Annotated in this window: 27 protein-coding genes; 16 read left to right on the forward strand and 11 right to left on the reverse strand. The window is 64.8% G+C overall.

What is annotated here, in order from left to right:
- Window positions 1-32: 32 nt before the first annotated feature.
- The 3 genes from QBJ92_RS17230 to pabB form a co-directional block, all read right to left on the reverse strand.
- Window positions 33-170, reverse strand: coding sequence for a hypothetical protein (locus tag QBJ92_RS17230; RefSeq protein WP_277970923.1), 138 nt, complete (start codon window positions 168-170; stop codon window positions 33-35).
- Window positions 171-301: 131 nt separating this feature from the next.
- A complete protein-coding gene (locus tag QBJ92_RS17235; RefSeq protein WP_277970924.1) occupies window positions 302-1,501 on the reverse strand; it encodes a pyridoxal phosphate-dependent aminotransferase in 1,200 nt (399 codons plus the stop codon).
- A 41-nt stretch (window positions 1,502-1,542) separates the two neighbouring features.
- The gene (gene pabB / locus QBJ92_RS17240; RefSeq protein WP_277970925.1) at window positions 1,543-3,333 is read right to left on the reverse strand and encodes an aminodeoxychorismate synthase component I; all 1,791 of its coding nucleotides are present in this window, start codon (window positions 3,331-3,333) and stop codon (window positions 1,543-1,545) included.
- A gap of 113 nt (window positions 3,334-3,446) precedes the next feature.
- Here pabB and QBJ92_RS17245 point away from each other — a divergent pair, with 113 nt between their 5' ends.
- The gene (locus tag QBJ92_RS17245) at window positions 3,447-4,106 is read left to right on the forward strand and encodes an MBL fold metallo-hydrolase (RefSeq protein WP_277970926.1); all 660 of its coding nucleotides are present in this window, start codon (window positions 3,447-3,449) and stop codon (window positions 4,104-4,106) included.
- A gap of 73 nt (window positions 4,107-4,179) precedes the next feature.
- Here QBJ92_RS17245 and QBJ92_RS17250 read toward each other — a convergent pair whose 3' ends face one another.
- Complete coding sequence (locus tag QBJ92_RS17250; RefSeq protein ID WP_277970947.1) at window positions 4,180-4,602, reverse strand: MAPEG family protein; 423 nt, start codon at window positions 4,600-4,602, stop codon at window positions 4,180-4,182.
- Window positions 4,603-4,823: 221 nt separating this feature from the next.
- Between QBJ92_RS17250 and rpmF the strand changes: the two genes are divergently transcribed.
- The 5 genes from rpmF to QBJ92_RS17275 all read left to right on the forward strand — a co-directional run bounded on the left by rpmF (window position 4,824) and on the right by QBJ92_RS17275 (window position 7,829).
- A complete protein-coding gene (gene rpmF / locus QBJ92_RS17255; RefSeq protein ID WP_277970927.1) occupies window positions 4,824-5,003 on the forward strand; it encodes a 50S ribosomal protein L32 in 180 nt (59 codons plus the stop codon).
- A gap of 56 nt (window positions 5,004-5,059) precedes the next feature.
- Window positions 5,060-6,091: a phosphate acyltransferase PlsX gene (plsX, locus tag QBJ92_RS17260; protein ID WP_277970928.1), complete on the forward strand. Its 1,032-nt coding sequence runs from the start codon at window positions 5,060-5,062 to the stop codon at window positions 6,089-6,091.
- The gene (locus QBJ92_RS17265) at window positions 6,088-7,062 is read left to right on the forward strand and encodes a beta-ketoacyl-ACP synthase III (protein WP_277970929.1); all 975 of its coding nucleotides are present in this window, start codon (window positions 6,088-6,090) and stop codon (window positions 7,060-7,062) included. The genes plsX and QBJ92_RS17265 overlap by 4 nt, the downstream gene beginning before the upstream one ends.
- Before the next feature lie 93 nt (window positions 7,063-7,155).
- The gene (locus QBJ92_RS17270; RefSeq protein ID WP_277970930.1) at window positions 7,156-7,455 is read left to right on the forward strand and encodes an integration host factor subunit alpha; all 300 of its coding nucleotides are present in this window, start codon (window positions 7,156-7,158) and stop codon (window positions 7,453-7,455) included.
- Window positions 7,456-7,463: 8 nt separating this feature from the next.
- Window positions 7,464-7,829 (forward strand): MerR family transcriptional regulator, encoded by a 366-nt coding sequence (locus QBJ92_RS17275; protein WP_277970931.1) that lies wholly within the window; start codon window positions 7,464-7,466, stop codon window positions 7,827-7,829.
- Between the two features lie 120 nt (window positions 7,830-7,949).
- On the opposite strand, the gene QBJ92_RS17280 is transcribed toward QBJ92_RS17275, so the two are convergent.
- The 3 genes from QBJ92_RS17280 to QBJ92_RS17290 form a co-directional block, all read right to left on the reverse strand.
- Window positions 7,950-9,521, reverse strand: coding sequence for a peptide chain release factor 3 (locus QBJ92_RS17280; RefSeq protein WP_277970932.1), 1,572 nt, complete (start codon window positions 9,519-9,521; stop codon window positions 7,950-7,952).
- A gap of 17 nt (window positions 9,522-9,538) precedes the next feature.
- Complete coding sequence (locus QBJ92_RS17285; RefSeq protein ID WP_277970933.1) at window positions 9,539-10,417, reverse strand: aldose 1-epimerase family protein; 879 nt, start codon at window positions 10,415-10,417, stop codon at window positions 9,539-9,541.
- Window positions 10,418-10,525: 108 nt separating this feature from the next.
- Window positions 10,526-11,557: a quinone-dependent dihydroorotate dehydrogenase gene (locus tag QBJ92_RS17290; RefSeq protein ID WP_277970934.1), complete on the reverse strand. Its 1,032-nt coding sequence runs from the start codon at window positions 11,555-11,557 to the stop codon at window positions 10,526-10,528.
- A 242-nt stretch (window positions 11,558-11,799) separates the two neighbouring features.
- Between QBJ92_RS17290 and QBJ92_RS17295 the strand changes: the two genes are divergently transcribed.
- The 9 genes from QBJ92_RS17295 (at window position 11,800) to galU (ending at window position 18,639) form a co-directional block, all read left to right on the forward strand.
- Window positions 11,800-12,213 carry an SUF system Fe-S cluster assembly regulator gene (locus QBJ92_RS17295; RefSeq protein WP_277970935.1) on the forward strand — a complete coding sequence of 138 codons (414 nt, stop codon included), beginning with the start codon at window positions 11,800-11,802 and terminating at the stop codon, window positions 12,211-12,213.
- The gene (locus tag QBJ92_RS17300; RefSeq protein ID WP_277970936.1) at window positions 12,210-12,338 is read left to right on the forward strand and encodes a hypothetical protein; all 129 of its coding nucleotides are present in this window, start codon (window positions 12,210-12,212) and stop codon (window positions 12,336-12,338) included. The genes QBJ92_RS17295 and QBJ92_RS17300 overlap by 4 nt, the downstream gene beginning before the upstream one ends.
- The gene (gene sufB, locus QBJ92_RS17305) at window positions 12,338-13,822 is read left to right on the forward strand and encodes a Fe-S cluster assembly protein SufB (RefSeq protein ID WP_131530406.1); all 1,485 of its coding nucleotides are present in this window, start codon (window positions 12,338-12,340) and stop codon (window positions 13,820-13,822) included. Before QBJ92_RS17300 ends, sufB begins: the two co-directional genes overlap by 1 nt.
- 57 nt (window positions 13,823-13,879) lie before the next feature.
- Window positions 13,880-14,623, forward strand: coding sequence for a Fe-S cluster assembly ATPase SufC (gene sufC / locus QBJ92_RS17310; RefSeq protein ID WP_277970948.1), 744 nt, complete (start codon window positions 13,880-13,882; stop codon window positions 14,621-14,623).
- 130 nt (window positions 14,624-14,753) lie between these two features.
- On the forward strand, window positions 14,754-15,503 hold the full coding sequence (locus QBJ92_RS17315; RefSeq protein ID WP_277970937.1) for a SufD family Fe-S cluster assembly protein: 750 nt from the start codon (window positions 14,754-14,756) through the stop codon (window positions 15,501-15,503).
- Window positions 15,504-15,627: 124 nt separating this feature from the next.
- On the forward strand, window positions 15,628-16,848 hold the full coding sequence (locus tag QBJ92_RS17320) for a cysteine desulfurase (RefSeq protein WP_277970938.1): 1,221 nt from the start codon (window positions 15,628-15,630) through the stop codon (window positions 16,846-16,848).
- A gap of 9 nt (window positions 16,849-16,857) precedes the next feature.
- Window positions 16,858-17,316 carry an SUF system Fe-S cluster assembly protein gene (locus QBJ92_RS17325; RefSeq protein WP_010162122.1) on the forward strand — a complete coding sequence of 153 codons (459 nt, stop codon included), beginning with the start codon at window positions 16,858-16,860 and terminating at the stop codon, window positions 17,314-17,316.
- Window positions 17,316-17,669, forward strand: coding sequence for a HesB/IscA family protein (locus QBJ92_RS17330; RefSeq protein ID WP_277970939.1), 354 nt, complete (start codon window positions 17,316-17,318; stop codon window positions 17,667-17,669). Before QBJ92_RS17325 ends, QBJ92_RS17330 begins: the two co-directional genes overlap by 1 nt.
- A gap of 100 nt (window positions 17,670-17,769) precedes the next feature.
- Window positions 17,770-18,639 (forward strand): UTP--glucose-1-phosphate uridylyltransferase GalU, encoded by an 870-nt coding sequence (galU, locus tag QBJ92_RS17335; protein ID WP_277970940.1) that lies wholly within the window; start codon window positions 17,770-17,772, stop codon window positions 18,637-18,639.
- A 49-nt stretch (window positions 18,640-18,688) separates the two neighbouring features.
- Here the strand turns inward: galU and QBJ92_RS17340 are convergent, their stop codons facing one another.
- From QBJ92_RS17340 to pdxH, 4 genes are read right to left on the reverse strand one after another with little or no spacing between them, the layout of a single operon-like run.
- The gene (locus tag QBJ92_RS17340; RefSeq protein ID WP_277970941.1) at window positions 18,689-19,453 is read right to left on the reverse strand and encodes a metallophosphoesterase; all 765 of its coding nucleotides are present in this window, start codon (window positions 19,451-19,453) and stop codon (window positions 18,689-18,691) included.
- A gap of 54 nt (window positions 19,454-19,507) precedes the next feature.
- Window positions 19,508-20,338, reverse strand: coding sequence for a PhzF family phenazine biosynthesis protein (locus tag QBJ92_RS17345; RefSeq protein ID WP_277970942.1), 831 nt, complete (start codon window positions 20,336-20,338; stop codon window positions 19,508-19,510).
- Window positions 20,335-21,279 carry a cation diffusion facilitator family transporter gene (locus QBJ92_RS17350; protein ID WP_277970943.1) on the reverse strand — a complete coding sequence of 315 codons (945 nt, stop codon included), beginning with the start codon at window positions 21,277-21,279 and terminating at the stop codon, window positions 20,335-20,337. The genes QBJ92_RS17345 and QBJ92_RS17350 overlap by 4 nt, the downstream gene beginning before the upstream one ends.
- On the reverse strand, window positions 21,276-21,857 hold the full coding sequence (gene pdxH / locus QBJ92_RS17355) for a pyridoxamine 5'-phosphate oxidase (RefSeq protein ID WP_277970944.1): 582 nt from the start codon (window positions 21,855-21,857) through the stop codon (window positions 21,276-21,278). Before pdxH ends, QBJ92_RS17350 begins: the two co-directional genes overlap by 4 nt.
- A 129-nt stretch (window positions 21,858-21,986) precedes the next feature.
- Between pdxH and QBJ92_RS17360 the strand changes: the two genes are divergently transcribed.
- Window positions 21,987-22,830: Ku protein (locus QBJ92_RS17360; protein WP_277970949.1), on the forward strand; the 844-nt coding region annotated here is incomplete at its 3' end.

Here is a 22,830-nt window from a genome sequence, read left to right on the forward strand (position 1 = left end):
GGGTTACTGTTTGTGGGAACGACGCAAAAAGCTCAGCGCGTCGCGGCAACCTGCGTGCGCGTAGCGGCATGCGCACCTTCGACAGGATGCAGCGTCACAAGCGCGATCGCGCCCAGCGCGAAACCGCCAACGAACTGCCAAACGAAATCCGACTTCAGGATGCTGCGCATCGTCTTACCTCTTCGCAACGGCAAAAGTGCCCATCGCGTCACGGCTCACATCGTCCTGATGCTGCACCGCGACAAGAGATAATTCGCAAACTCAGCGTTGCCGAAAGCTGAACGATCGTTTCGGCTGCGGTTCACCTCAAGGCGGCGCACGCCGCCTGGATCCGCTCGCATGCCGACGTGAGCAACGCATCCGACGTCGCGTAGGAAATCCGCATCGCGGGCGACAGGCCGAACGCCGCGCCCTGCACCGCCGCGACCTTCGCGTCGTCGAGCAGATAGGCGACCATCGCTTCGTCCGTGTCGATCAGCTTGCCCGATGGAGTCGACTTGCCGATCAGTGCGGAGAATTCGGGATAGACGTAGAAGGCGCCGTCGGGCTTGGGGCAAGTGATGCCTTCGGCAGCGTTGAGCATGCCGACGACGAGGTCGCGCCGCACCTGGAACGCCGCCGCGCGCTCCTTGAGGAATGACTGGTCGCCGTTGAGCGCCGCGACCGCCGCGGCCTGCGCGATCGAGCAGGGGTTGCTGGTCGATTGCGACTGGAGCTTGGCCATCGCCTTGATCAACCACGATGCTCCACCCGCATAGCCGATCCGCCAGCCGGTCATCGCATAGGCCTTGGAGCAGCCGTTGACGGTGAGCGTGCGCTCGTAGAGCGACGGGCAGACCTGCGCGATCGTCGCGAAGTCGAAACCGTCGTACAGGATGTGCTCGTACATATCGTCCGAGAAGATCCAGACGTGCGGGTGCCGTTCGAGCACGTCGCCGAGCGCCTTCAATTCGGCAGCGGTATAGGCGGCGCCGGTCGGGTTAGACGGCGAGTTGAGGATGACCCACTTGGTCTTGGGCGTGATCGCCGCTTCGAGCTGCTCGGGGAGCAGTTTGTACCCTTGTGCGGGGCCGGCCGCGACGAACACCGGCGTGCCGCCCGCGAACAGCACGACGTCGGGGTAGCTGACCCAATACGGCGCGGGGACGATGACTTCGTCACCTGCCTCGACCGTGGCGACGATCGCGTTGAACAGCGTGTGCTTGCCGCCGACGTTCACGGTGACCTGGTCGGTCGCGTAGGTCAGGCCGTTGTCGCGCGCGAATTTTGCGACGATGGCAGCCTTCAACTCGGGCGTGCCGTCGACGTTGGTGTACTTGGTCTGGCCGTCACGGATCGCCTTGATCGCGGCTTCCTTGACGAAATCGGGGGTGTCGAAATCGGGCTCGCCCGCCCCCAGGCCGATCACGTCGACGCCCGCGCGCTTCAATTCCTGCACCCGCGACGTGATGGCAAGCGTCGGCGACGGCTTGATACGGTTGAGCGCGGCGGAGGGATTCATAGCAATGAGCCTTGGTCGGGTGGCAACGGACGCGCGAGCGCTTATCGTGCGAAGCGCGACGCCGCAACCGTTCGTCGCGCACGAATCAGTCCGCGAAGCGCGTTGCCGATGAAAAATTCGTTCGTCAGGTCCGCATGGGTGAGATGCCCTTCCACCGCGCGACCGCTCGCCAGCAAGTCGGCGCGCAACACCCCCGGCAACAATCCGTCGGCGAGCGGAGGGGTTACCAGCACATCCCCGCGCGGCACGAACAGCGAGGTGAAGCTTCCTTCGGTCAACCGGCCGTCCGGGCGTTCGAACACGACCTCGAAACAGTCGGAGTCTCGTCGCGCGGTATCGTAGAAGCTTCGGTCGCTCGTTTTGTGGCGCAGTCGGATGTCCGCCGGGGCGACCGGCAGGGGCACGACCTCCACGCTGACCGGTTCGGCGAGCACGGCGGGCATCGCGCCGATTTCGACTGCGACGGCCCCGCTCGGCGACAGCACGAGCCGCACGCGCGCGGCGGTCCGCAACCGGAAGGTCGCGGCCTGCAACTCGTTGCGCGCGATATGCCGGTCGAAGGCGAAGTCGAACGTGCGCGCACTTTCCGCCAGGCGCGCGAGATGCGTCTCCAGCAGCAACAGACCCTGGTATGGGTCGAAGGCCATCGTCTCGATCAGGTCGAAGCGCCGGACGTCGTGCGTCAGAAACGCGAGTTTGGCCTTCGCCTCGTCCCATTCCGCCGCGGGACTCGAATCGGCGACGATCCCACCGCCGGCGCCCAGGTCTGCGGTGTCGGCACCCTTGCGCCACGCGACGGTCCGGATCGCAACGTTCGCCATCGCATCGCCGGTCGCATCGAAGCGAGCGATCGTGCCGGTATAGAGCCCGCGCGGGCTGGCTTCGATCCGGGCGATGGCGTGCATCGCGGCGATCTTGGGGGCGCCCGTGATCGACCCGCACGGGAAGAGCGCCGCGAGCACGTCGACCGCATCAGAGCCTGCCGCAAGGTCTGCGGTGACGGTGGAAACCATCTGATGAACGGTGGGATAACTCTCGACCGCGAACAGGCTCGGCACGGCGACCGACCCGGGGCGGGCGATTCGCGCCAGATCGTTGCGCATCAGATCGACGATCATCAGGTTCTCGGCGCGTTGCTTGGGGTCCTGCGTGAGCGCGGCGGCGGCTGCGGCATCCGTGGCGTAACCAGCTTCGCGCCGCGCCGTGCCCTTCATCGGGCGACAGGTCAGCCGATCCCCCTCCAGCGCGAAGAACAGTTCAGGCGACAGCGACAGGATCGTCGCGTCGCCGGTATCGATCAACGCGCCGAACCCGGCCCCCGCCCGCGTCCGCAGCCGGGCGTAGAGCGACAACGGGTCGCCGTGGACCCGCATCCGCGCACGATAGGTGAGGTTCGCCTGATACAATCCGCCCGCGACGATTTCCGCTAGCACCGCCGCAAACTGCGAGTCGTAGGTCGAGAGTGCAATCTCGGGTTCGGGGGGCGCGTTCCACGCACCGGCGGGGTCGGGGAGCAAACCGGGAACGTCTTCGGGCGCGATCGTGCGATAGCCGTTAAACAGCCCGAACCACGCCAGCGGGAGCGATACGTCTCCCTCCGGAGCCACTCGACCGAGTGCGGGGTCGAACGCGGCCGCGGCATCATAAGCAAAATAGCCCACGGCATCGAGCCCGGCCTTGCGGGCCTCGCGCAGCGCCATCAGGACCGCGTCGATCTCGTTCAGGGTCTGTGCCGTAAGAATCCGAACTGGCTCAACATACAGACGGGCCGGCGCCCCGTCTGCGCGGGCATCGTCGAGCAATACGAAGGGCTTGGTTTGAAGACTGAGCATGGCTGGTTGCCAGATGCCCCGCTTGGCGCGTCCGGGGCAACCCCCGGCGTACGGTCTTTGTGCGAGGCTAGCGGATCCTTGCCCGACTTGCTCCAGCACCCTATCCATCGGTGATGAGCATTCCACCCCTCCGCGCAGCGATTGTCCCGGTTACGCCGCTGCAACAGAATTGCACGTTATTATGGTGTACGGCGACGATGCGCGGTGCGTTCGTCGATCCCGGCGGCGACCTGCCCAAATTGCGCGCGGCGGCGGCGCAGCACGGCGTGACGATCGAAAAGGTCATCCTGACGCACGGCCACATCGACCATTGTGGCGAGGCGAAGCCGCTTGCGGACGAATATGGCGTAGCGATCGAGGGGCCGCACGAAGAGGACCGCTTCCTGACCGCGACCCTGTCCGAGAGTGGGGCGCAATACGGCATTCCGGGGATCAATTTCGAACCCGACCGCTGGCTGGTCGAAGGGGATACGGTGACCGTCGGCGATCTCGTGCTCGACGTTTACGAAACGCCGGGGCACACGCCGGGGCACGTCATTTTCCACCATGCCCCATCGAAGCTCGCGATCGTCGGCGACGTGCTGTTCGCCGGATCGGTCGGACGAACTGATTTTCCACGCGGCAGCCATCCACAACTGATCGAATCGATCGTCACGAAACTATGGCCGCTGGGCGATGAGACGACGTTCCTGCCCGGCCACGGCCCGGCAAGCACGATCGCGCACGAGCGGGCTACCAACATGTTCGTCAGCGACGCCGCACTGGCGGCCTGAGCCACGGTCGGCCTGAGCGGTCGAGCGGGAATACCCGCGACCGCTCAGATTTCCGATCGGGACAACGTAGTCTTTAGCCCGCCGGGGCCACGCTCGGCGCCACGACATGCGTGGCAGGATGCCCCATCAGCGGCACCGCGATGGCATAGCCGCCAAGCCCGAGCAGCAAGCCAAAGGTCACGATCGTCCCGATCATCCGCCCGATCTTCAGGCCATCCATCCCCAGCGCGTGCAGAATGCGCGCGATCAGGAAGGCGGCGCTTGCCGCCCACAACCACCACGAGCTGCCCGATGTGAACTCGATCAGGGCGATCAGGATCAGGATGAAAGGCGCGTATTCGACAAAATTGGCTTGAGCGCGCATCCGGCGAATCAGCATTTCGTTGCCGCCATCGCCGATCATGACCTTCGACTTGGTCCGGACCGCCCCGATGCGAATCGCAAGCCAGAGGTTGATAATCGCCGCAGCGCCCGCGGTTGCGAGCGAGATCGTCATGTCTGAACCGGATATCATCGCAAATTGTCCCCTTATTCGCAGATCGAACCCGTCGCACGCGCGGGCAGCGCTTGCAACGCCGCGCAGAATCGCTATAGCCCGCCATCTTCGCGAGATGTCTGGCCGCCGGTGCCGCTTGCGCGGTCGACCATGACGTCGATTGCGTCGTACCTGGTTCGGGCTTATCGCACCGGTTTAGACAAGTATAAGGTTTCGCCGAAATGGCCGTCCCAAAAAGAAAAACCACGCCGTCCAAGCGCGGCATGCGTCGTTCGCACGACTCGCTGACCATTGCGTCGTTTCAGGAATGCCCGAACTGCGGCGAACTGAAGCGTCCGCATAACCTCTGCACGGCGTGCGGCCATTATAACGGCCGCGAGATCGTCTCGGTCGAAGGCTGATCCTGACGGGATCGGCAACGGATCGTGCCATCGGGCGTGTACAGGGAGCTGCCAGCGTGACGAACAGCTCCCGTATCGCGATCGACGCGATGGGTGGCGACGAAGGGCTGGCAGTCGTGCTGGCCGGAGTCGCCCGCGCACGCCAACGGTTCCAGGATATGCATTTCCTGCTCGTCGGTGACGAGGAGGCGATCGCTGCCGAACTCAAACGGCATCCGGATCTCGCTCCGCACGTTGAAATCGTGCATGCGCCCGAGGTCGTTGGGTCCAGCGAAAAGCCTACGCAGGCGATTCGCCGGTCCAAGAAGACGTCGATGGGGATCGCGATCGATCTGGTGAAGCAGGGTAGGGCCGCCGCGTGCGTCTCCGCTGGCAACACCGGCGCGATGATGGCGATGGCGAAGCTGTCGCTGCGGATGATCCCGGGAATCGATCGCCCTGCGTTGGCCGGTTTGATGCCGACGCTGGGGGATAACGATACCGTCGTGCTCGATCTCGGTGCCAACACCGAGTGCGATGCACGAAACCTCATCCAATTTGCCGTGATGGGGGCCGCGTACGCGCGCACTTCGCTCGATCTCGCGCGTCCGCGAGTCGCGCTGCTCAACATCGGCAGCGAGGACCAGAAGGGGACCGACGTGATCCGGGATGCGGCGCAGGCGTTGCGCCATGCATCGCATCTCCCGTTGCAGTTCACCGGCTTCATCGAGGGCGACAAGCTGTCGCGCGGCGACGTCGATGTGATCGTATGCGACGGATTTTCCGGCAACATCGCGCTCAAGACCGCCGAGGGCACCGCGCGATTCGTTGCGGACTTGCTCAAGCGGGCGTTCCGGTCGTCAGTTCGTTCGAAGATCGGGTTCCTGATCTCCAAGCCCGCGACCGACCTGTTGCGGCATCATCTCGACCCTAACAATCACAATGGCGCGGTTTTCCTCGGCCTCAATGGGCTGGTGGTCAAAAGTCATGGCAGCGCCAATGCGATTGGCGTGGCGACTGCGATCACTGCCGCCGCCAAGATGGTGCGGGATGACCTGACTCGGCGAATCGTCGAGGACTTGCGTGAATTCGAGGCGAAGGCAGCATGATACGTTCGGTAATCGTCGGGACCGGTTCGGCCCTCCCGGCGCGGCGCGTGTCGAATGCGGAACTCGCCGAAACCGTCGATACGACCGACGAATGGATCGTCGAGCGCACCGGCATCCGGTTCCGCCATATCGCCGCCCCAGACGAGACGACTGCGACGCTCGCGGCGGATGCGTGCCGGGCCGCGCTTGGCGCTGCCGGTCTGGCTGCACAGGACATCGACCTGATCGTACTCGCGACCGCGACGCCGGACCAGACCTTTCCGTCGAGCGCGACCAAGGTTCAAGCAAGTCTGGGCATTAACGACTGCGTGGCGTTCGACGTCGCGGCGGTCTGTTCGGGTTTCCTCTACGCGTTGCAGGTCGCCGACAGCATGATCCGCGCCGGTTCGGCACGCCGTGCGCTGGTGATCGGTTCGGAGACGTTCAGCCGCATCCTCGACTGGGAGGATCGCACGACCTGCGTCCTGTTTGGCGACGGGGCCGGCGCGGTCGTTCTCGAAGGTCAGGACAATGGCGATGCGGGCGCGCAGGGGCGCGGAATCCTGTCGACTCGTCTGCACGCGGACGGACGGCATAACGAACTGCTCTACGTCGATGGCGGCCCCTCGACCACCGGAACGGTCGGCAAGGTGCGCATGAAAGGCCGCGAGGTGTTTCGCCACGCCGTCGTCAATTTGGCGGGTGTGATGACCGAGACCCTGGCAGCGTGTGGCCTTTCGGCCGAAGATGTCGATTGGGTCGTACCGCACCAGGCCAATGCCCGGATCCTCGATGCCACCGCGCGCAAATTGGGGCTTTCTCCCGACAAGGTCGTCGTCACGGTCGATCAACATGCCAACACGTCTGCTGCATCGGTTCCACTTGCGCTCGACACTGCGGTAAAGGACGGCCGGATCAAGCGGGGTGACTTGATCGTGCTCGAAGCAATGGGCGGCGGTTTCACTTGGGGCGCCGCAGTCGTCCGTTTTTGAGGCAGACGTTGTTACGCTTCTGTAACTAGAGCTTTCCGTTTGTACCTTCTGTGTGTTAGACCAACGCCTTGCCGCTTGGGGAGGGATACCGGAATGGCACCTGCAGGAACGTTGACACGGGCAGATCTTGCCGAAGCACTACATCATCAAGTCGGACTGTCGCGCGCGGACTCGTCGCGACTGGTCGAACAGATCTTGTCGCACATGTGCGGATCGCTCGCGAAGGGTGAGAATGTGAAGATCTCGGGGTTTGGGACCTTTGTCCTACGAGACAAGGGGGAGCGCGTCGGTCGCAACCCAAAGACGGGAATCGAAGTTCCCATCGCGCCGCGTCGTGTACTGACATTTCGGGCCAGCCAGATGATGCGCGATCGCATCGTCGAAGCAGACTGAGCTTTACCATGACTGAAATGCCAACGCCGCCGATCAAGGCGGAAGGGGCTTACCGTACGATCGGCGAACTATCGCGCGATACGGGTCTGCCGCAGCATATTCTGCGCTATTGGGAAACGCGTTTCCCGCAACTGAGGCCACTTCAACGCGCTGGTAACCGGCGCTATTATCGTCCGACCGACGTGGCGCTGGTGCAGCGCATCGCAAAGATGCTCAACGAGGATGGCTATACCATTCGCGGGGTGCAGCAGGCCTTGATGGCGGAGCGCAAACGTCCCGTTGCCAGGGCGCCGTTGCCCGCCGCGAGTTACGGCACGATCCTCGCCGTGCGCGAGGCCTTGGTCGAGGCATTGGAGCAGGACGCCGCGGCCTGAGGGCGCTCGCGCCGGACTCACCCGCCTCCGTTCGGCCTGAGCGCAGTCGAAGGCCCTTGCCTTACGCGCGGTGCTTCGAATTCGCTCAGCCCGAACGGACGCTGGCTATTGCTTCAAGGCTCAGCGTTCGCGCGTCGCCGCGAACGTGACCTTGGGATAGCGATCCGCGACATAGCCGACGTCCCAAGCGGTCTTCGCCATATAGACCGGGTTATTGTCGCGATCCTTCGCCATCGACGTGCGGTTCAAGTCCATGAACGCCTTGAGATCCGCCGGATCCGCCGCCGACACCCATCGTGCGGTGTCATACGGCGCCATCTCTAGCCCCGCATCGACCTTATACTCCGCCTCAAGCCGCGACAGCAGCACCTCGAGCTGAAGCTGCCCGACCACCCCGATGATCCAGTTCGACCCGATTTCGGGATAGAACACCTGCGTCACGCCCTCTTCGGCCATGTCGTCGAGTGCCTTGCGCAACTGCTTGGTCTTGGTCGGGTCCTTCAATGCGACGCGGCGCAGGATTTCAGGCGCGAAGTTGGGCAGCCCGGTGAAGCGCACGTCCGCGCGCTCGGACAAAGTATCCCCCACCCGCAGCGTGCCGTGGTTGGGAATACCGATGATGTCGCCGGGAAACGCCTCGTCCGCCAGTTCGCGCTCGCGCGCGAAGAACAGGATCGGCGAGTGAATCGCGATCGGCTTGCCGTGGCCGGTCGGGGTCAGCTTCATGCCGCGCTTGAAGGTGCCCGAACACAGCCGCATGAACGCGATGCGATCGCGGTGATTGGGGTCCATGTTCGCCTGGACCTTGAACACGAAGCCGGTGACGTCGGCACGCTCGGGGAGCACCTGCTCGGGTTCGGCGGGTTGCGGGCGCGGACCGGGTGCGTGGCGACCGAGCGCGTCGATCAGTTCGGCGACACCGAACTCCTTCAGTGCCGACCCGAAATAGACCGGGGTCTGGTCGCCGCCACGATAGGCCTCGACATCGAACGCGCCATAACCGCCGAGTGCAAGCTCGGACTCGTCCTGGAGCAACTGCAGCCCCGCCGGGGTCAGCGTCGCTGCGAGCGCGGGGTCGTCGAGCCCGGTGAAGCTCAGCGCCTTGCCGAGGAACTCGCGGCTCGGCCCCTCGGGCTGGCTCAGGCTGTTGGCGTGGAGATCGTACACCCCCTCGAAATCGCTCCCCATCCCGACCGGCCAGCTCATCGGCGTGACATCGAGCTGAAGCATCTCGGCAATCTCGTCGAGCAGTTCGAACGGCGGGCGCCCCTCGCGATCGACCTTGTTGACGAAGGTGATGATCGGCACCGAACGCAACCGGCAGACCTCGAACAGCTTGCGCGTCTGCGCCTCGATCCCGCGCGCGGCGTCGATCACCATGACCGCGGAGTCGACTGCGGTCAGCGTGCGATAGGTGTCTTCGGAAAAGTCCTCATGGCCCGGCGTGTCGAGCAAGTTGAAGGTCAAACCGTTGCGTTCGAACGTCATCACCGACGACGTCACCGAGATGCCGCGCTGCTGCTCGATCTTCATCCAGTCCGAACGCGCACGCCGGTTCTGCCCGCGTGCCTTGACTTCGCCGGCAAGATGGATCGCGCCGCCGAACAGCAGCAGCTTTTCGGTCAGCGTGGTCTTGCCGGCGTCTGGATGGGAGATGATCGCGAAGGTGCGGCGGTCGGACGTATGATTCATCGCTGCGCTGTAGCGCCTCAGCCCTCCAACGTCACCTGCAACCCACAAGCGAGCGTAGCGCCCGGCGCGATCTCGACGATGCCCGGTTTCTCGCGGATGTCGCCCGCGAAGCCCGCCGGGTCGGCGATGCCGTGCCACGGCTCGATACAGATGAACGCGGCACCCGGCTTGGTCCAGATCCCGAGCATCGGCATGTCGGGGAAATCGACGCGAAGCTGCGGCCCGGTCGGCGCACCATAAAGCACGCTGCGCGAACGGACCGAATCCCAGATCAGCGCATCGCGGTCGAACAATGCATCATCGAGCGCGAGCGTGCGACCGTCGAGCGGGGACGGACGGCGTTGTTCGATGATGGCGTTGCCCGCGAGTTCGCGCAGGGCCTCGGGTTCGTCCTCCGCGAAGACGATCCGGTGCTCGCCGCGCGGGAGACCGTAGGGCAAAGGCCAGGCGAAGGCGGGGTGGAAGCCGAAGCTCGCGGGGAGGCTGGTGTCGTTGCGGTTCTCGATCTCCACCCCGATCGCGAGCGTCGCGTCGGTGATCGTGTAGGTCACGCGCAATGCGAAAGCGAAGGGATAGGCAGCGCGAGTTTCTGCATTGTCCTCGAGCAGGAACACCGCGCGCGTTGCGTCGTGTTCGATCAGCGTGAACAGGCTGCGGCGGGCGAAGCCATGCTGTTTCATCGGATAGGCGGTGCCGTCGACGTGCAGCACGTCGCCGTTCAATCGCCCGACGACCGGGAACAGCAGCGGCGCATGGCCCGCCCAGAAGGCAGGATCGGCGTTGGTCATCAATTCGCGGCCGTCCGCGTCGTGAAGATGCGTCAGTTCCGCGCCGAGCAGATTAATCGCGGCGGACAAATGCGGCGTGGCGATGCGGATGAGTTCGGGTGCAGACATCGGACCATTCCTTCGAAGCGGATCAACGCGCCCTATCCATCGGGCTGGGGTCACGCCAGCGCATCGGTGGGTTCGGACCAGAATTCAAGCAGATGGCAGCGGCGTTGATCAGCCGTCGACGCCAACCGCAGCCGCTACATTTGTGAAACCGTCGCGTTCTAGCGCCTTTGCCAGGCCATGTGTGATCCTCTGCGCCAGGCCCGGTCCGCGATAGACCAGCGCGCTGTACAGTTGGACCAGGCTAGCCCCGGCGCGGATGCGGGCATAGGCTTCGTCCGCACTGTCGATCCCGCCTGCCGAGATCAGCGGCATCGCGCCTCCGGTCGCCGTGCGAAAATCGCGCAACCGCTGGCGTGCGAGCGGTGCAAGCGGTGCGCCCGACAGGCCGCCCGTCTCGCCCGCATTGGCCGAGCGCAGGTCGGGGCGCGAGATCGTCGTGTTGCTGACGATCAGCGCATCGACGTGATGGTCGATCGCCGCGCGCGCGATCGCGTCGATCGCGGACGCGTCGAGATCGGGGGCGACCTTGAGGAACAGGCGGGGTGTCTTGCCGATCCGGCGCGCATCGTCTGCGGCGGCGAGCAGGTCGGTCAGTTCGCGGCCATGCTGGAGATCGCGTAGGCCAGGCGTGTTGGGGGACGAGATGTTGACCGTGACGTAATCCGCGATCGGTGCCGCCGCCGCGACGCCGTGGGCGTAATCCGCGATCCGGTCGGGCGCATCCTTGTTCGCGCCGACGTTGATGCCGAGCACCCCGCGCCGCTTCGCGGCCTTCGCGCGGGGGAGGGCGGCGTGGATGCCGCCGTTGTTGAACCCCATCCGGTTGATGACGGCTTCGTCTTCGACCAGGCGGAACAGCCGCGGGCGCGGGTTGCCCGCTTGCGGGAGGGGGGTCAGCGTGCCGATCTCGACGCTGCCGAAGCCTAATCCGAAGAAGCCGTCGATCGCTTCGCCGTTCTTGTCGACCCCGGCGGCGAGCCCGAGCGGGTTGGCGAAATCAAGCCCGGCGACGGTGGTCCGGAGGATCGGGGCGCTTTTGGGGGGCTTACTGGCGAATCTGGACAGCAACGCGATGGTCAGGCCATGCGCCTGCTCCGCATCGAGCGCGAAAAGGGCGGGGCGGATGAGCGGGAAAAGCATGGGGCCTGATGACACTGGTGCTGGCCCGCGTCAAAGCGCGCCGGTGTGTAGCGAGCCGTCCCCCGCCTCGCTACCGTCATGCTGAACTTGTTTCAGCATCCACCGCGCTACGGGCACGGACCGGACTCGTGGCTCCGTGGACCCTGAAACAAGTTCAGGGTGACACCAGCCTTCGACAGGGGTTGACCGACTCACCCTGCACCCCCATCTGCAATCCTACCAATATCGTCCGATTGGAGCTTATGCGTCTTTCTAGCCTTGCCGACTATGCCGTCGTGATGATGTCCGCCGCCGCGCGACATTGCGGCTCGTCGGGTCGGCTGAACGCGACGCAACTTGCCGAGGAGACGGGGCTCCCGTTGCCCACCGTGCAGAAGCTCGTCAGCCGACTGTCTGCGGGCGGGCTGATCGAGAGCACGCGCGGCACCGGTGGCGGTTTCCGCCTCGCGCGCCCCGCCGCGGCGATCTCGCTTGCCGAGATCATCGAGGCGGTCGAGGGGCCGATTGCGATGACGACGTGTGTCGACGAGGGCCGTCACGATTGCGCGCTGGAAGGCGACTGCCGGGTCAAGCCGCACTGGAACGTCGTCAACGGCGCGGTCCGCGGTGCGCTCGATGGCGTCTCACTGGCCAGCCTGTCGAGGGCACCGGCATGACCGACACCACCTTCTTCCTTCGTGGCCTAGTGTCTTTGCGCGAGCCAGACTTTCTCGCACAAAGCCACAAAGCCACGAAGAATTTTAGATTAGCTGAACGCCGCCACGCGGCAGGGATTGCATGATGGCTACCAAGAATGCGCAGGCCTATGAGGCCGTCAACAAGACCTATGAGTGGGGCTTCCACTCCGACATCGAACAGGACTTCGCGCCCAAGGGGCTGAGCGAAGACACCGTCCGGTTCATCTCCGCCAAGAAGGGCGAGCCGCAGTGGATGCTCGACTGGCGGCTCAAGGCGTTCCGTTTGTGGCAGACGCTGGAATCGCCCGACTGGGCGAAGCTCAATCTCGAACCGATCGATTACCAGGACGCGTTCTACTACGCCGAGCCCAAGCCCAAGCCAAAGCTCGGTTCGCTCGACGAGGTCGATCCCGAGATCCTGCGCGTCTACGAGAAGCTCGGCATCCCGATCGCCGAGCAGAAGATGCTCGCGGGGGTTGAGGAGCTTGGCGAGGACGGCCAGCCCAAGCGACGCGTCGCTGTGGACGCCGTGTTCGACTCGGTTTCGGTCGCGACGACGTTCCGCAAGGAGCTCGAGGCCGCGGGCGTCATCTTCCGCAGCATTTCCGAGGCGATCAAGGAATATCCCGAGCTCGTTCGCAAGTGGCTCGGCCGCGTCGTGCCGATGACCGACAATTACTTCGCCACGCTCAACGCCGCGGTGTTCAGCGACGGGACCTTCGTCTACATTCCCGAGGGCGTCCGCTGCCCGATGGAGCTGTCGACCTATTTCCGCATCAACGCCGAGAATACCGGCCAGTTCGAGCGCACGCTGATCGTCGCCGACAAGGGCTCGTACGTCTCGTATCTCGAGGGCTGCACCGCCCCGATGCGCGATGAGAACCAGCTTCACGCCGCGGTGGTCGAGCTGGTTGCCCTCGACGATGCCGAGATCAAATATTCGACCGTCCAGAACTGGTATCCGGGCGACGAGAACGGCAAGGGCGGGATCTACAATTTCGTCACCAAGCGCGCGCTGTGTCAGGGTAAAAACTCGAAGGTGTCGTGGACGCAGGTCGAGACCGGCAGCGCGATCACGTGGAAATATCCGTCGTGCGTGCTCAACGGCGAGAATTCGGTCGGCGAATTCTACTCGGTCGCGGTCACCAACAACCGCCAGCAGGCGGATACCGGCACCAAGATGATCCACAACGGCAAGGGATCGCGCTCGACGATCGTGTCGAAGGGGATCTCAGCTGGGCGGTCGGACAATACTTACCGTGGCTTAGTGCGGGTCGCGCCGGGTGCGGAGGGTGTTCGTAACTTCACCCAGTGTGACTCGCTGCTGCTGGGCGACCAGTGCGGCGCGCATACCGTGCCGTATATCGAGGTGCGCAACCCGTCGGCACAGATCGAGCATGAGGCGACCACTTCGAAGATCTCGGACGATCAGATGTTCTACGCCATGCAGCGCGGGCTCGATTCGGAGAGCGCGGTTGCGTTGATTGTCAACGGGTTCGCCAAGGAGGTGCTGCAGCAGCTGCCGATGGAATTTGCGGTTGAAGCGCAGAAATTGCTCGGGATCTCGCTCGAAGGCTCGGTGGGGTGAACTTCGCCACACACCGGCGTGACGCTGGAAATATTGATACGAATTTGCGGAAGACAGATGCTTAAAATCACCGACCTCCACGCCGAAATCGATGGCAAGGAAATCCTCAAGGGCTTGAGCCTGCAGGTAAATGCGGGCGAGGTCCATGCAATCATGGGCCCGAACGGCGCGGGTAAGTCGACGCTTGGCTATGTGCTTGGCGGGCGGCCGGGGTATGAGGTTACGTCCGGCAGCGTCGAATTTGACGGACAGAATCTGCTCGAGATGGAACCGCATGAGCGCGCTGCTGCGGGGCTGTTCCTGGGTTTTCAGTATCCGGTTGAAATTCCCGGCGTTTCCAACGTCCAGTTCCTGCGCGAGGCGCTCAATGCGCAGCGTAAGGGGCGGGACGAGAAGCCTTTGTCGGGCGCCGAGTTCCTGAAACTCGCGCGGGCGCAGGCCGATGCGCTGAGCATGGACCAGGATATGCTCAAGCGCCCGGTAAACGTTGGTTTTTCCGGCGGCGAGAAGAAGCGCAACGAGATGGTGCAGATGGGGATCGTCGATCCCAAGCTCGCGATTCTCGACGAGACCGATAGCGGGCTCGACATCGATGCGCTGCGGATTGTTGGTGAAGGCATCAACCGAATCATGCGGAAAAGCGACAAAACGGTGATCCTTATCACCCATTACGAGCGGCTTTTGAGCTATGTTGCACCCGATTTCGTGCATGTTTTGTCGGCTGGGCGCATCATTCGTTCGGGCGGGCCGGAACTCGCGGCGGAGCTGGAGCGCGAAGGCTATGCGGGGGTGGTTGCGTGAGCGCGCGCAACACAAAGCCCCTCCCCTTCAGGGGAGGGGTTGGGGTGGGGCAGTACAGTGCACTGCATTCCGATGGTACTCTCTGCGAGGCTTCCCCCACCCCCAGCCCCTCCCCTGAAGGGGAGGGGAGATGAACTTGCTCGCCGTTCCGACCCGCCGCGATGAGACGTGGCATTATAGCAACCTCGAGGCGGTCGCGTCGGTCTGGCCCGTCCAGACCGAAGTGATCGACGTGCCAGCAGGCACATCGATCGCGCGCGTGATCGTGCAGGACGCCGCGACCGACACCGTTGCGATCCGCGATTACCGCGTGATCCTGCGCGAAGGCGCGACTGCGACGTTTCATGTGCTTAACACCGGCGGCAGTTTCGGGCGCGTTGCGATCGACGTGACGTGTCACTCGGGCGCGCATTTCGAGCTTGGCGGCGCGATGCTGGGGACGGGGGAGCAGACGCTCGAGATCGTCACTACGCTCAACCACATCGAGCCCAACGCGACTTCCAACCAGGTGGTGCGTACGGCGCTCGGCGGGCGGGCGACGGGGTCGTATCTCGGCAAGGTTGCGGTCGCGCGGCATGCACAGAAGACCGATGCGTCGCAGAGCGTCAAGGCGATGCTGCTCAGCCGCACCGCGACCGCGAATGCCAAGCCCGAGCTCGAAATCTATGCCGACGACGTGAAGTGCGCGCATGGCGCTACCGTTGGCGAGCTGGATGCCAATGCTTTGTTCTACCTTGCGTCGCGCGGGATTGCGCCGGCGCAGGCGAAGGTGATGCTGCTGGGCGCGTTTATCGGGTCGGTGTTCGACGGGATCGATGATCCGGCCGAGCGCGCGCGGGTCGAGGCGGCGGCGCAGGCTGCGTTGGAGCGGTTGTTGTGAGCGCGCGTGATCTGCTCCCCTCCCTGCAAGGGAGGGGCCGGGGGTGGGTTGGCCCATTGGACGGGCCGCGTTCACCCCTCATGCCGACCCACCCCCGACCCCTCCCTTTCAGGGAGGGGAGGAGATGAACGTGATGACCGCATCGACAACCGCCGCGCTGGATCATGTTGCGGATTTCCCCGCCATCCCAACCGGCTGGGCGTATCTCGATACCGCCGCCACCGCGCAGAAACCGCAGCCGGTGATCGACGCGATCACCCGCGCCTACGACTCGTCCTACGCGACCGTACACCGCGGCGTGTACCAGCGTTCCGCCGACATGACGCTCGCCTATGAAGCCGCGCGCCGCAAAGTCGCGAGCTTCCTGGGTGCGGGCAGCGCGGACGAGATCGTCTTCGTCCGTGGCGCGACCGAGGGGATCAACCTCGTCGCGCACAGCTGGGCGGGGACGCAGCTCAAGGCGGGCGACCGTATCCTGTTGTCGCAGCTCGAGCATCACAGCAACATCGTGCCGTGGCAGATGGTGGCCGAGCGGGTCGGCGCGCAGATCGACGTGCTGCCGCTGACCGCGGATCACCGGATCGACCTCGACGCGATGGCGGCGATGATTACGCCGCAGCACAAGCTCGTCGCGCTCGCGCATGTGTCGAACGTGCTCGGCTCGGTGCTCGACGGCAAGCGCGCGGCGGAGATCGCGCATTCGGTCGGCGCGAAGATCCTGCTCGACGGGTGCCAGTCGGTCCCGCGGATGCGCGTCGACATGGCCGCGCTCGATTGCGATTTCTTCGTCTTCTCCGCGCACAAGCTCTACGGCCCGACCGGGATCGGCGTGTTGTGGGCGCGACCCGAACTGCTCGAGGCGATGCCGCCGTATCAGGGTGGCGGGTCGATGATCGACAGCGTCAGCTTCGAACGCACCACCTACGCGCCGCCCCCGGGTCGGTTCGAGGCGGGAACGCCGCATATCGTCGGCGCGCTCGGGCTGCACGCCGCAATCGATTATGTCGAGTCGATCGGGCTCGACCGGATCCACGCGCACGAAACCGCGCTCGTCACGATGACGCGCGAGGCGCTGTCGCAGATCAACTCGCTGACGCTGTTCGGCCCGGAAGACTCTGCCGGGATTGTCAGTTTTTCGATTCAGGGGGTGCATCCGCACGACATCGGCACCATCTTGGACGAAGCGAAGGTGGCGGTACGTGCCGGCCATCACTGCGCACAGCCGCTGATGGCATCGCTCGGTGTCGATGCGACGGCTAGAGCGAGCTTCGGTGTCTATAACACCGCCGCAGACGTCGAGGCGCTGGTCCGCGGGATCGAGCGCGTGACGCGAATTTTTGGGTAGGACTTTCACATGAGTGACCGGATCGAGATCGAAGAGGTGACGGGCGTCGAGCAGCCCCCGCGCGCCCGCGTCGAAGCTGCAACCGAGACGTTCGAGCGCAAGCGCGACTATCTCGAAGGCTTTCTCACGCAAAAGCCGCAGGCCGATGCTGCGGGTGCGCCCGGCGGCGCGGTGTACGAAGGCGTGATCGAAGCGCTCAAGGACATTTATGACCCGGAAATCCCGGTCAACATCTACGACCTGGGCCTGATCTACGGCGTCGAAGTGACCGAAGCGGGCCATGCCGTCGTGATGATGACGCTGACCACGCCGCATTGCCCGGTCGCGGAATCGATGCCGGGCGAAGTCGAGCTGCGCGTCGGGTCGGTCCCCGGGGTCGGTTCGGCCGAGGTCAACCTCGTCTGGGATCCACCATGGGATCCGGCGAAGATGTCGGACGACGCAAAACTCGAACTGGGGATGCTGTAATGGCGACGATCGCCCGCCCGCGGCCTGCCGCGCTCAACCTGACGCCGTCGGCCGAGGCGCGGATCGCGGAATTGATGCAGCGCGCCCCGGCGGAGGCGATCGGCGTCAAGCTGTCGACGCCCAAGCGCGGGTGCTCGGGCCTCGCCTATTCAGTCGATTACGTCAGCGAGGCGAAACCGTTCGACGAGCGGATCGATACGGCGGGCGGGACGCTGTTCGTCGACGGTGGTTCGATCCTGTATCTGATTGGTTCGACGATGAATTGGGTCGAGGACGACTTCACCGCCGGGTTCGTGTTCAACAACCCGAATGCCAAGGGCGCGTGCGGGTGTGGCGAAAGTTTTACCGTATAAGCAGCTCGATTGGTGCTTTGTCTTGGTTAATGCCCTTTAAATCCGTGCTGCAGCGCGGTAACGCCTTTGCGACGTCATAAGATCGTGAAGGAATCTCTCGATGGCCATTAAACCCCTGCGCAAGGCTGTTTTCCCGGTTGGTGGCCTGGGAACTCGGTTCCTTCCGGCGACCAAGGCGGTCCCCAAGGAAATGCTCCCCGTCGTCGATCGTCCGTTGATCCAATATGCGGTCGATGAAGCGATCGAAGCCGGCATCGAGCAGATGATCTTCGTCACCGGCCGCGGCAAGTCCGCGATCGAGGACCATTTCGATATCGCTTATGAGCTCGAAGCGACGATGTCCGCACGCGGCAAGTCGCTCAAGCTGCTCGAGCAGACGCGGCTTGCGCCGGGTGCGGTCGCTTATGTCCGCCAGCAGGAGCCGATGGGGCTTGGCCATGCGGTGTGGTGCGCGCGCGACATCGTCGGTGACGAGCCGTTCGCGGTGCTGCTCGCGGACGATTTCATGGTCGGCGAGCCGGGCTGCCTCAAGCAGATGGTCGCGGCCTATGAGCAGACCGGTGGCAACATTATCTGCGCGCAGGAAGTCGCCGACGACATGACGCACATGTACGGTGTCATCACGCCGGGCGCGCGCGATGGCGCGCTGACCGAGGTCAAGGGTCTGGTCGAGAAGCCCGCAGCGGGCACGTCGCCGTCGAACCTCGCGGTGATCGGGCGTTACATTCTCCAGCCCGAGGTGATGCGGATCCTGGAGACGCAGGGCAAGGGTGCCGGCGGCGAGATCCAGCTGACCGACGCGATGGCACGGATGATCGGCGACCAGCCGTTCCACGGGCTGACCTTCCAGGGCAAGCGCTACGATTGCGGCGACAAGGCGGGCTACATGACCGCGAACCTCGCGGTCGCGCTGACCCGGCCCGAGATCGCCGAGACGGTCCGCGTGTTCGCGGTCGACTTGCTGAAGTAAGACCCTTCGCGGGCAGCGCGGCGTCTTCGCCGACGCTGCCCGTGCGGCTTCAGGCGGGGCGCTTCGCGGTGATGTAGCGGTGCTCGTTTCCCTCAAGACAGATTGCGGTCAACAGGCCGCTCGCATAGGCGCCCGTGTCGATCCCGATCCGGTTCGGGCGTTCGTCGGGTGTCTGGCTGATCGTGTGGCCATGGATGACGAAGGCGGGGTGCTGGACCGTGCTGTCCAGGAACGTCTCGCGAATCCAGCGCATGTCGGCGGCCTTCTGGTCTTCCAGCGCGACGCCCGGCTTGATCCCGGCGTGAACGAACAGATAATCCCCGAAGCGAAACGAGTCCGCGAAGCTTGCGATGAACGCGAGATCGCGTTCCGGCACCACCGCGCGGATCATGCGCGCGACGGTCGCCGCATCACAGGTGGCGAACGCATCGACCTCGACGCCGTAGCTTTCGGCGAACTCATACCCGCCGAAGCTCAGCCAGTCGAAGATGCTGTCCTCGTCCGCACCCAGGACGCGCAGCAGCATTTCCTCGTGATTGCCCATCAGGAAGACCGGATCGGGCAGATTGGCGCGGTTACGCGAGAGTAGCTGCAGGACGCCACAGGAATGCGGGCCGCGATCGATCAGGTCGCCGAGGAAGACGACGCGCTCGGTCGCGCACGGGCGGGCGCGGCGATCGGCTTGGATCTCGTCCAGCAGATCCAGCAGCAGATCGAGCCGTCCGTGCACGTCGCCGATCGCGTAGATGCGGCTGTCGGGCGGCGTCGTCGGCGGGGTGCGCTCGGTCTTGAAGAGGTTTCGGAACAATCGCACGGTCGGCTTTCTGTCGCGGATCGGACGGGACGACGTGCCCGTCGCGGTATCGCGCTAGAGGAAGAAGACGCCCTCCAGCACCGTCACGCACTGGCCGCCGAGAACGACCCGGTCGCCATCCAGCCGACACGTCAGATGCCCGCCGCGCGCGCTTGCCTGATAGGCGGTGAACCGGTCGCGGCCCAGCCGTTTCGTCCAATAAGGGGTCATCACTGCATGCGCCGATCCGGTCACCGGGTCCTCGTCGATCCCAGCACCGGGGGCGAAGACTCGGCTGATGACGTCGGTGTCGTCGCCGGGGGCGGTGACGATCGTCAGCACGTCGGGTTCGGCGCTCCCCGAGACCACCGGGTCCGCCGAGGACGGACGGCCGAGCGCGCGGAAGTCGGGGTCGAGCGCGCGGATCTGCGCGGCGTTTTCGAGGACGATCAGCGCGTAGCGGTTCGGGTGCCACAGCGTCTCGACCGCCGAGGTTAGGCCAAGCGCGGCGACGATATGGGGCAACGGGCTCGGGTCGGCCGCCCAGGCGGGGAGCGCGAGTTCATAGCCGTCGCCCGCCCGCGTCACCGACAGGATTCCGGCCTTGCGGGTGCGGAAGCGCACCGTCGTCAGCGCCGAGTCGCTGGTCAGCACGTGATGCCCGCTCGCCAGCGTCGCGTGGCCGCACAGCACGACCTCCGACGTCGGGGTGAACCAGCGCAGTTCGAATTCGCTCGCGCCGGTCGTGTCGGGAACGAGGAACGCGGTTTCGCTGAGGTTGTTCTCGGCGGCGATCGCCTGAAGGACCGCGTCGTCGAGCCACTCGGTCAGCGGCATGACGGCGGCGGGGTTGCCCTCGAACGGCTTGGTCGCGAACGCGTCGATCTGTGCGATGGGGAGCTTCATACCCGTTTTCCGAACCAGTGGGGGGTGACGTCCGCCTCGACCAGCGGATTGTCGGTATCGACATGCCCTTCGGGATCGAGGTGAATCAGCACCTCGACCTTGGGGAAGGCGCGGCGCAGCGCGACTTCGACGCCCTCGACGACATGGTGTGCCTGAGCGACGGTCATGTCGCGCGCGACTTCCATGTGGAATTGCGCGAAGTCATGCGCGCCCGAATGCCGCGTGCGGAAATCGTGGATGCCCTTGATGCCGGGCTGGCGTGCGGCGACCTCGATGAAGTCGCGGCGCATGTCCTCGGGCCATTCCTTGTCCATCAGCTGGTCGATCGCGTTGGACGAGGCGCGGAACGCGCCGTACGCCAGCCACAGCGCGATCACGATCCCGAAGATCGGATCCGCGCTGCGCCACCCGAGATACTGGTCGAGCACCAGCGCGATGATGACCGAGCCGTTGAGCAGCACGTCCGACTGGTAATGGACGTTGTCCGCGACGATCGCGACCGACCCGGTCTGGCGGATGACGGCGCGTTGATACGCAAGCAGCACCAGCGTCGCGAGGATCGCGATGATCGACACGCCGATGCCGAATTCGGCGCCCTTGGTCGGCTCGCTGCTCCCGAAGGCGAGCACCGCGCGCCAGCCGATCCCCGCGGCGGAGGCGGTGATCAGCATCACCTGGAACAGCGCGGCGAGCGCTTCGGCCTTGCCGTGCCCGAAGCGATGGTCGTGGTCGGCGGGCTGTGCCGCCAGCCGCACGCCGTACAGCGTGACGCAGCTCGCCAGCAGGTCGAGCCCCGAATCCGCGAGGCTGCCGAGCATCGCGACCGATCCGGTCGTCCAGGCGGCATAGGTCTTGAGCGCGATCAGCCCGCACGCCATCGCCACGCTGGCGAGCGCGGCGCGCACCGTATGCGGGATCGCGAGACGCTGTTCCTCGGTCATGGGTAGAGCAATCCTTCCGACCAGTTGCCGTCGGCGTCCGGCGTGAACAGGCGGCGTTCGTGAAGCCGGTGTGCGCGATCCTGCCAGAACTCGATCCGTTCGGGGACCACGCGGTATCCGCCCCAATGCGGCGGGCGGGGGACGTCGCTGCCGGCGAACCGCTCAGTCATGCGGGTGAAGGCCGCCTCGAACGTGTCGCGCGTGTCTAGAGGGCGCGATTGCTCGCTCGCCCACGCACCGAGTTGCGAGTCGCGTCCACGGGTGGCGAAATAGGCGTCGGACTCGGCATCGCTGACGGGTGCGAGCGGGCCTTCGATGCGGATCTGGCGGCGGAGCGACTTCCAGTGGAAGAGCAGCGCAACCTGCGGATTCTCCGCGATCGCGCGCGCCTTGCGGCTTTCGCGGTTGGTATAGAAGACGAAGCCGTCGGGGCCGTGGCCCTTGAGCAGTACCATCCGCGACGACGGGCGCCCGGTGGAATCAGCAGTGGAAAGCGCCATCGCATTCGAATCGTTCGGTTCGCTCGCGCGCGCTTCGGCATACCAAGCATCGAACAGCGTAAAGGGGGTGTCGGCCATCGCGGTTCTGTAACGCGGCGCGGGCGGTGCGTCACCCTTGGCGTGTTGCGAGAACGGGACATGACCCGAATGCGGAACATCTACCCCGTCCGGGGATTGAATCGCATTCGCAACGACGGAGCGCGGACGATGGCGGCACGGGCCTATTGGCAGGGACAGATCCGGCTCGCGCTGGTGTCGATTCCGGTCGAAATCTACAGCGCGACCAAATCGGGCGCGCAAGTCAGCTTCAAGCAGATCCACGAGCCGAGCGGCAAGCCGATCCATTATGACAAGGTCGTCACCGGGGTCGGCCCGGTCGACACCGATGAGATCATGAAAGGGTTCGAATATGAGAAGGGCTCGTATGTCCTGCTCGAGCAGGACGAGATCGACGCGGTAAAGCTCGAATCGAAGAAGACGCTCGAGCTGACGCAGTTCGTCGATGCGAGCGAGATCGACGTGCTCTATTACGAGAAGCCGTATTTCGTGGTGCCCGCCGATGATCTTGCGGAGGAAGCGTTCATCGTGCTGCGCGAGGCGCTCAGGCGGACCAAGAAGGTCGGGCTTGGGCAGCTTGCGATGCGCGGGCGGGAGTATGTCGTCAGCTTGAAGCCGTGCGGGCGCGGGATGGTGCTCGAGACGCTGCGCTACGCTGATGAGGTCAACAAGGCGCAGGGGTATTTCCGCGATATTCCCGACGACGAGCCCGACGCTGACTTGATGGATCTGGCCGAGGCGCTGATCGAGAAGAAGAGCGGCGCGTTCCATCCGCAGGATTTCCACGATCGTTATGTCGATGCATTGCGCGATCTGATCGAGCGTAAGCGCAAGTCGAAGGGCGGCAAGATCATCGAGGACAAGGGCGGGGATGCGCCCGCCAAGGGATCGAACGTGGTCGATCTGATGGCGGCGCTGAAGAAGTCGATGGGAGCGAGCGGGGCGAAGGCGGAGGACAAGCCGGCGGCGAAGAAGGCGCCGGCCAAGCGGACGC

Source organism: Sphingomonas echinoides (assembly GCF_029623395.1).
Classification (GTDB): domain Bacteria; phylum Pseudomonadota; class Alphaproteobacteria; order Sphingomonadales; family Sphingomonadaceae; genus Sphingomonas; species Sphingomonas echinoides_A.

What these genes read in the sequence shown, in the direction of transcription:
- QBJ92_RS17235 (WP_277970924.1), bottom strand. Translation starts at nt 1,501, where the DNA reads ATGAATCCCTCCGCCGCGCTCAACCGTATCAAGCCGTCGCCGACGCTT.
- QBJ92_RS17245 (WP_277970926.1), top strand. Translation starts at nt 3,447, where the DNA reads ATGAGCATTCCACCCCTCCGCGCAGCGATTGTCCCGGTTACGCCGCTG.
- QBJ92_RS17325 (WP_010162122.1), top strand. Translation starts at nt 16,858, where the DNA reads ATGAGTGACCGGATCGAGATCGAAGAGGTGACGGGCGTCGAGCAGCCC.
- pabB (WP_277970925.1), bottom strand. Translation starts at nt 3,333, where the DNA reads ATGCTCAGTCTTCAAACCAAGCCCTTCGTATTGCTCGACGATGCCCGC.
- QBJ92_RS17315 (WP_277970937.1), top strand. Translation starts at nt 14,754, where the DNA reads ATGAACTTGCTCGCCGTTCCGACCCGCCGCGATGAGACGTGGCATTAT.
- QBJ92_RS17250 (WP_277970947.1), bottom strand. Translation starts at nt 4,602, where the DNA reads ATGACGATCTCGCTCGCAACCGCGGGCGCTGCGGCGATTATCAACCTC.
- sufC (WP_277970948.1), top strand. Translation starts at nt 13,880, where the DNA reads ATGCTTAAAATCACCGACCTCCACGCCGAAATCGATGGCAAGGAAATC.
- pdxH (WP_277970944.1), bottom strand. Translation starts at nt 21,857, where the DNA reads ATGGCCGACACCCCCTTTACGCTGTTCGATGCTTGGTATGCCGAAGCG.
- QBJ92_RS17350 (WP_277970943.1), bottom strand. Translation starts at nt 21,279, where the DNA reads ATGACCGAGGAACAGCGTCTCGCGATCCCGCATACGGTGCGCGCCGCG.
- QBJ92_RS17345 (WP_277970942.1), bottom strand. Translation starts at nt 20,338, where the DNA reads ATGAAGCTCCCCATCGCACAGATCGACGCGTTCGCGACCAAGCCGTTC.
- QBJ92_RS17230 (WP_277970923.1), bottom strand. Translation starts at nt 170, where the DNA reads ATGCGCAGCATCCTGAAGTCGGATTTCGTTTGGCAGTTCGTTGGCGGT.
- rpmF (WP_277970927.1), top strand. Translation starts at nt 4,824, where the DNA reads ATGGCCGTCCCAAAAAGAAAAACCACGCCGTCCAAGCGCGGCATGCGT.
- QBJ92_RS17280 (WP_277970932.1), bottom strand. Translation starts at nt 9,521, where the DNA reads ATGAATCATACGTCCGACCGCCGCACCTTCGCGATCATCTCCCATCCA.
- QBJ92_RS17265 (WP_277970929.1), top strand. Translation starts at nt 6,088, where the DNA reads ATGATACGTTCGGTAATCGTCGGGACCGGTTCGGCCCTCCCGGCGCGG.
- QBJ92_RS17270 (WP_277970930.1), top strand. Translation starts at nt 7,156, where the DNA reads ATGGCACCTGCAGGAACGTTGACACGGGCAGATCTTGCCGAAGCACTA.
- QBJ92_RS17295 (WP_277970935.1), top strand. Translation starts at nt 11,800, where the DNA reads ATGCGTCTTTCTAGCCTTGCCGACTATGCCGTCGTGATGATGTCCGCC.
- QBJ92_RS17285 (WP_277970933.1), bottom strand. Translation starts at nt 10,417, where the DNA reads ATGTCTGCACCCGAACTCATCCGCATCGCCACGCCGCATTTGTCCGCC.
- QBJ92_RS17300 (WP_277970936.1), top strand. Translation starts at nt 12,210, where the DNA reads ATGACCGACACCACCTTCTTCCTTCGTGGCCTAGTGTCTTTGCGCGAG.
- QBJ92_RS17320 (WP_277970938.1), top strand. Translation starts at nt 15,628, where the DNA reads ATGAACGTGATGACCGCATCGACAACCGCCGCGCTGGATCATGTTGCG.
- QBJ92_RS17330 (WP_277970939.1), top strand. Translation starts at nt 17,316, where the DNA reads ATGGCGACGATCGCCCGCCCGCGGCCTGCCGCGCTCAACCTGACGCCG.
- QBJ92_RS17290 (WP_277970934.1), bottom strand. Translation starts at nt 11,557, where the DNA reads ATGCTTTTCCCGCTCATCCGCCCCGCCCTTTTCGCGCTCGATGCGGAG.
- QBJ92_RS17275 (WP_277970931.1), top strand. Translation starts at nt 7,464, where the DNA reads ATGACTGAAATGCCAACGCCGCCGATCAAGGCGGAAGGGGCTTACCGT.
- galU (WP_277970940.1), top strand. Translation starts at nt 17,770, where the DNA reads ATGGCCATTAAACCCCTGCGCAAGGCTGTTTTCCCGGTTGGTGGCCTG.
- sufB (WP_131530406.1), top strand. Translation starts at nt 12,338, where the DNA reads ATGGCTACCAAGAATGCGCAGGCCTATGAGGCCGTCAACAAGACCTAT.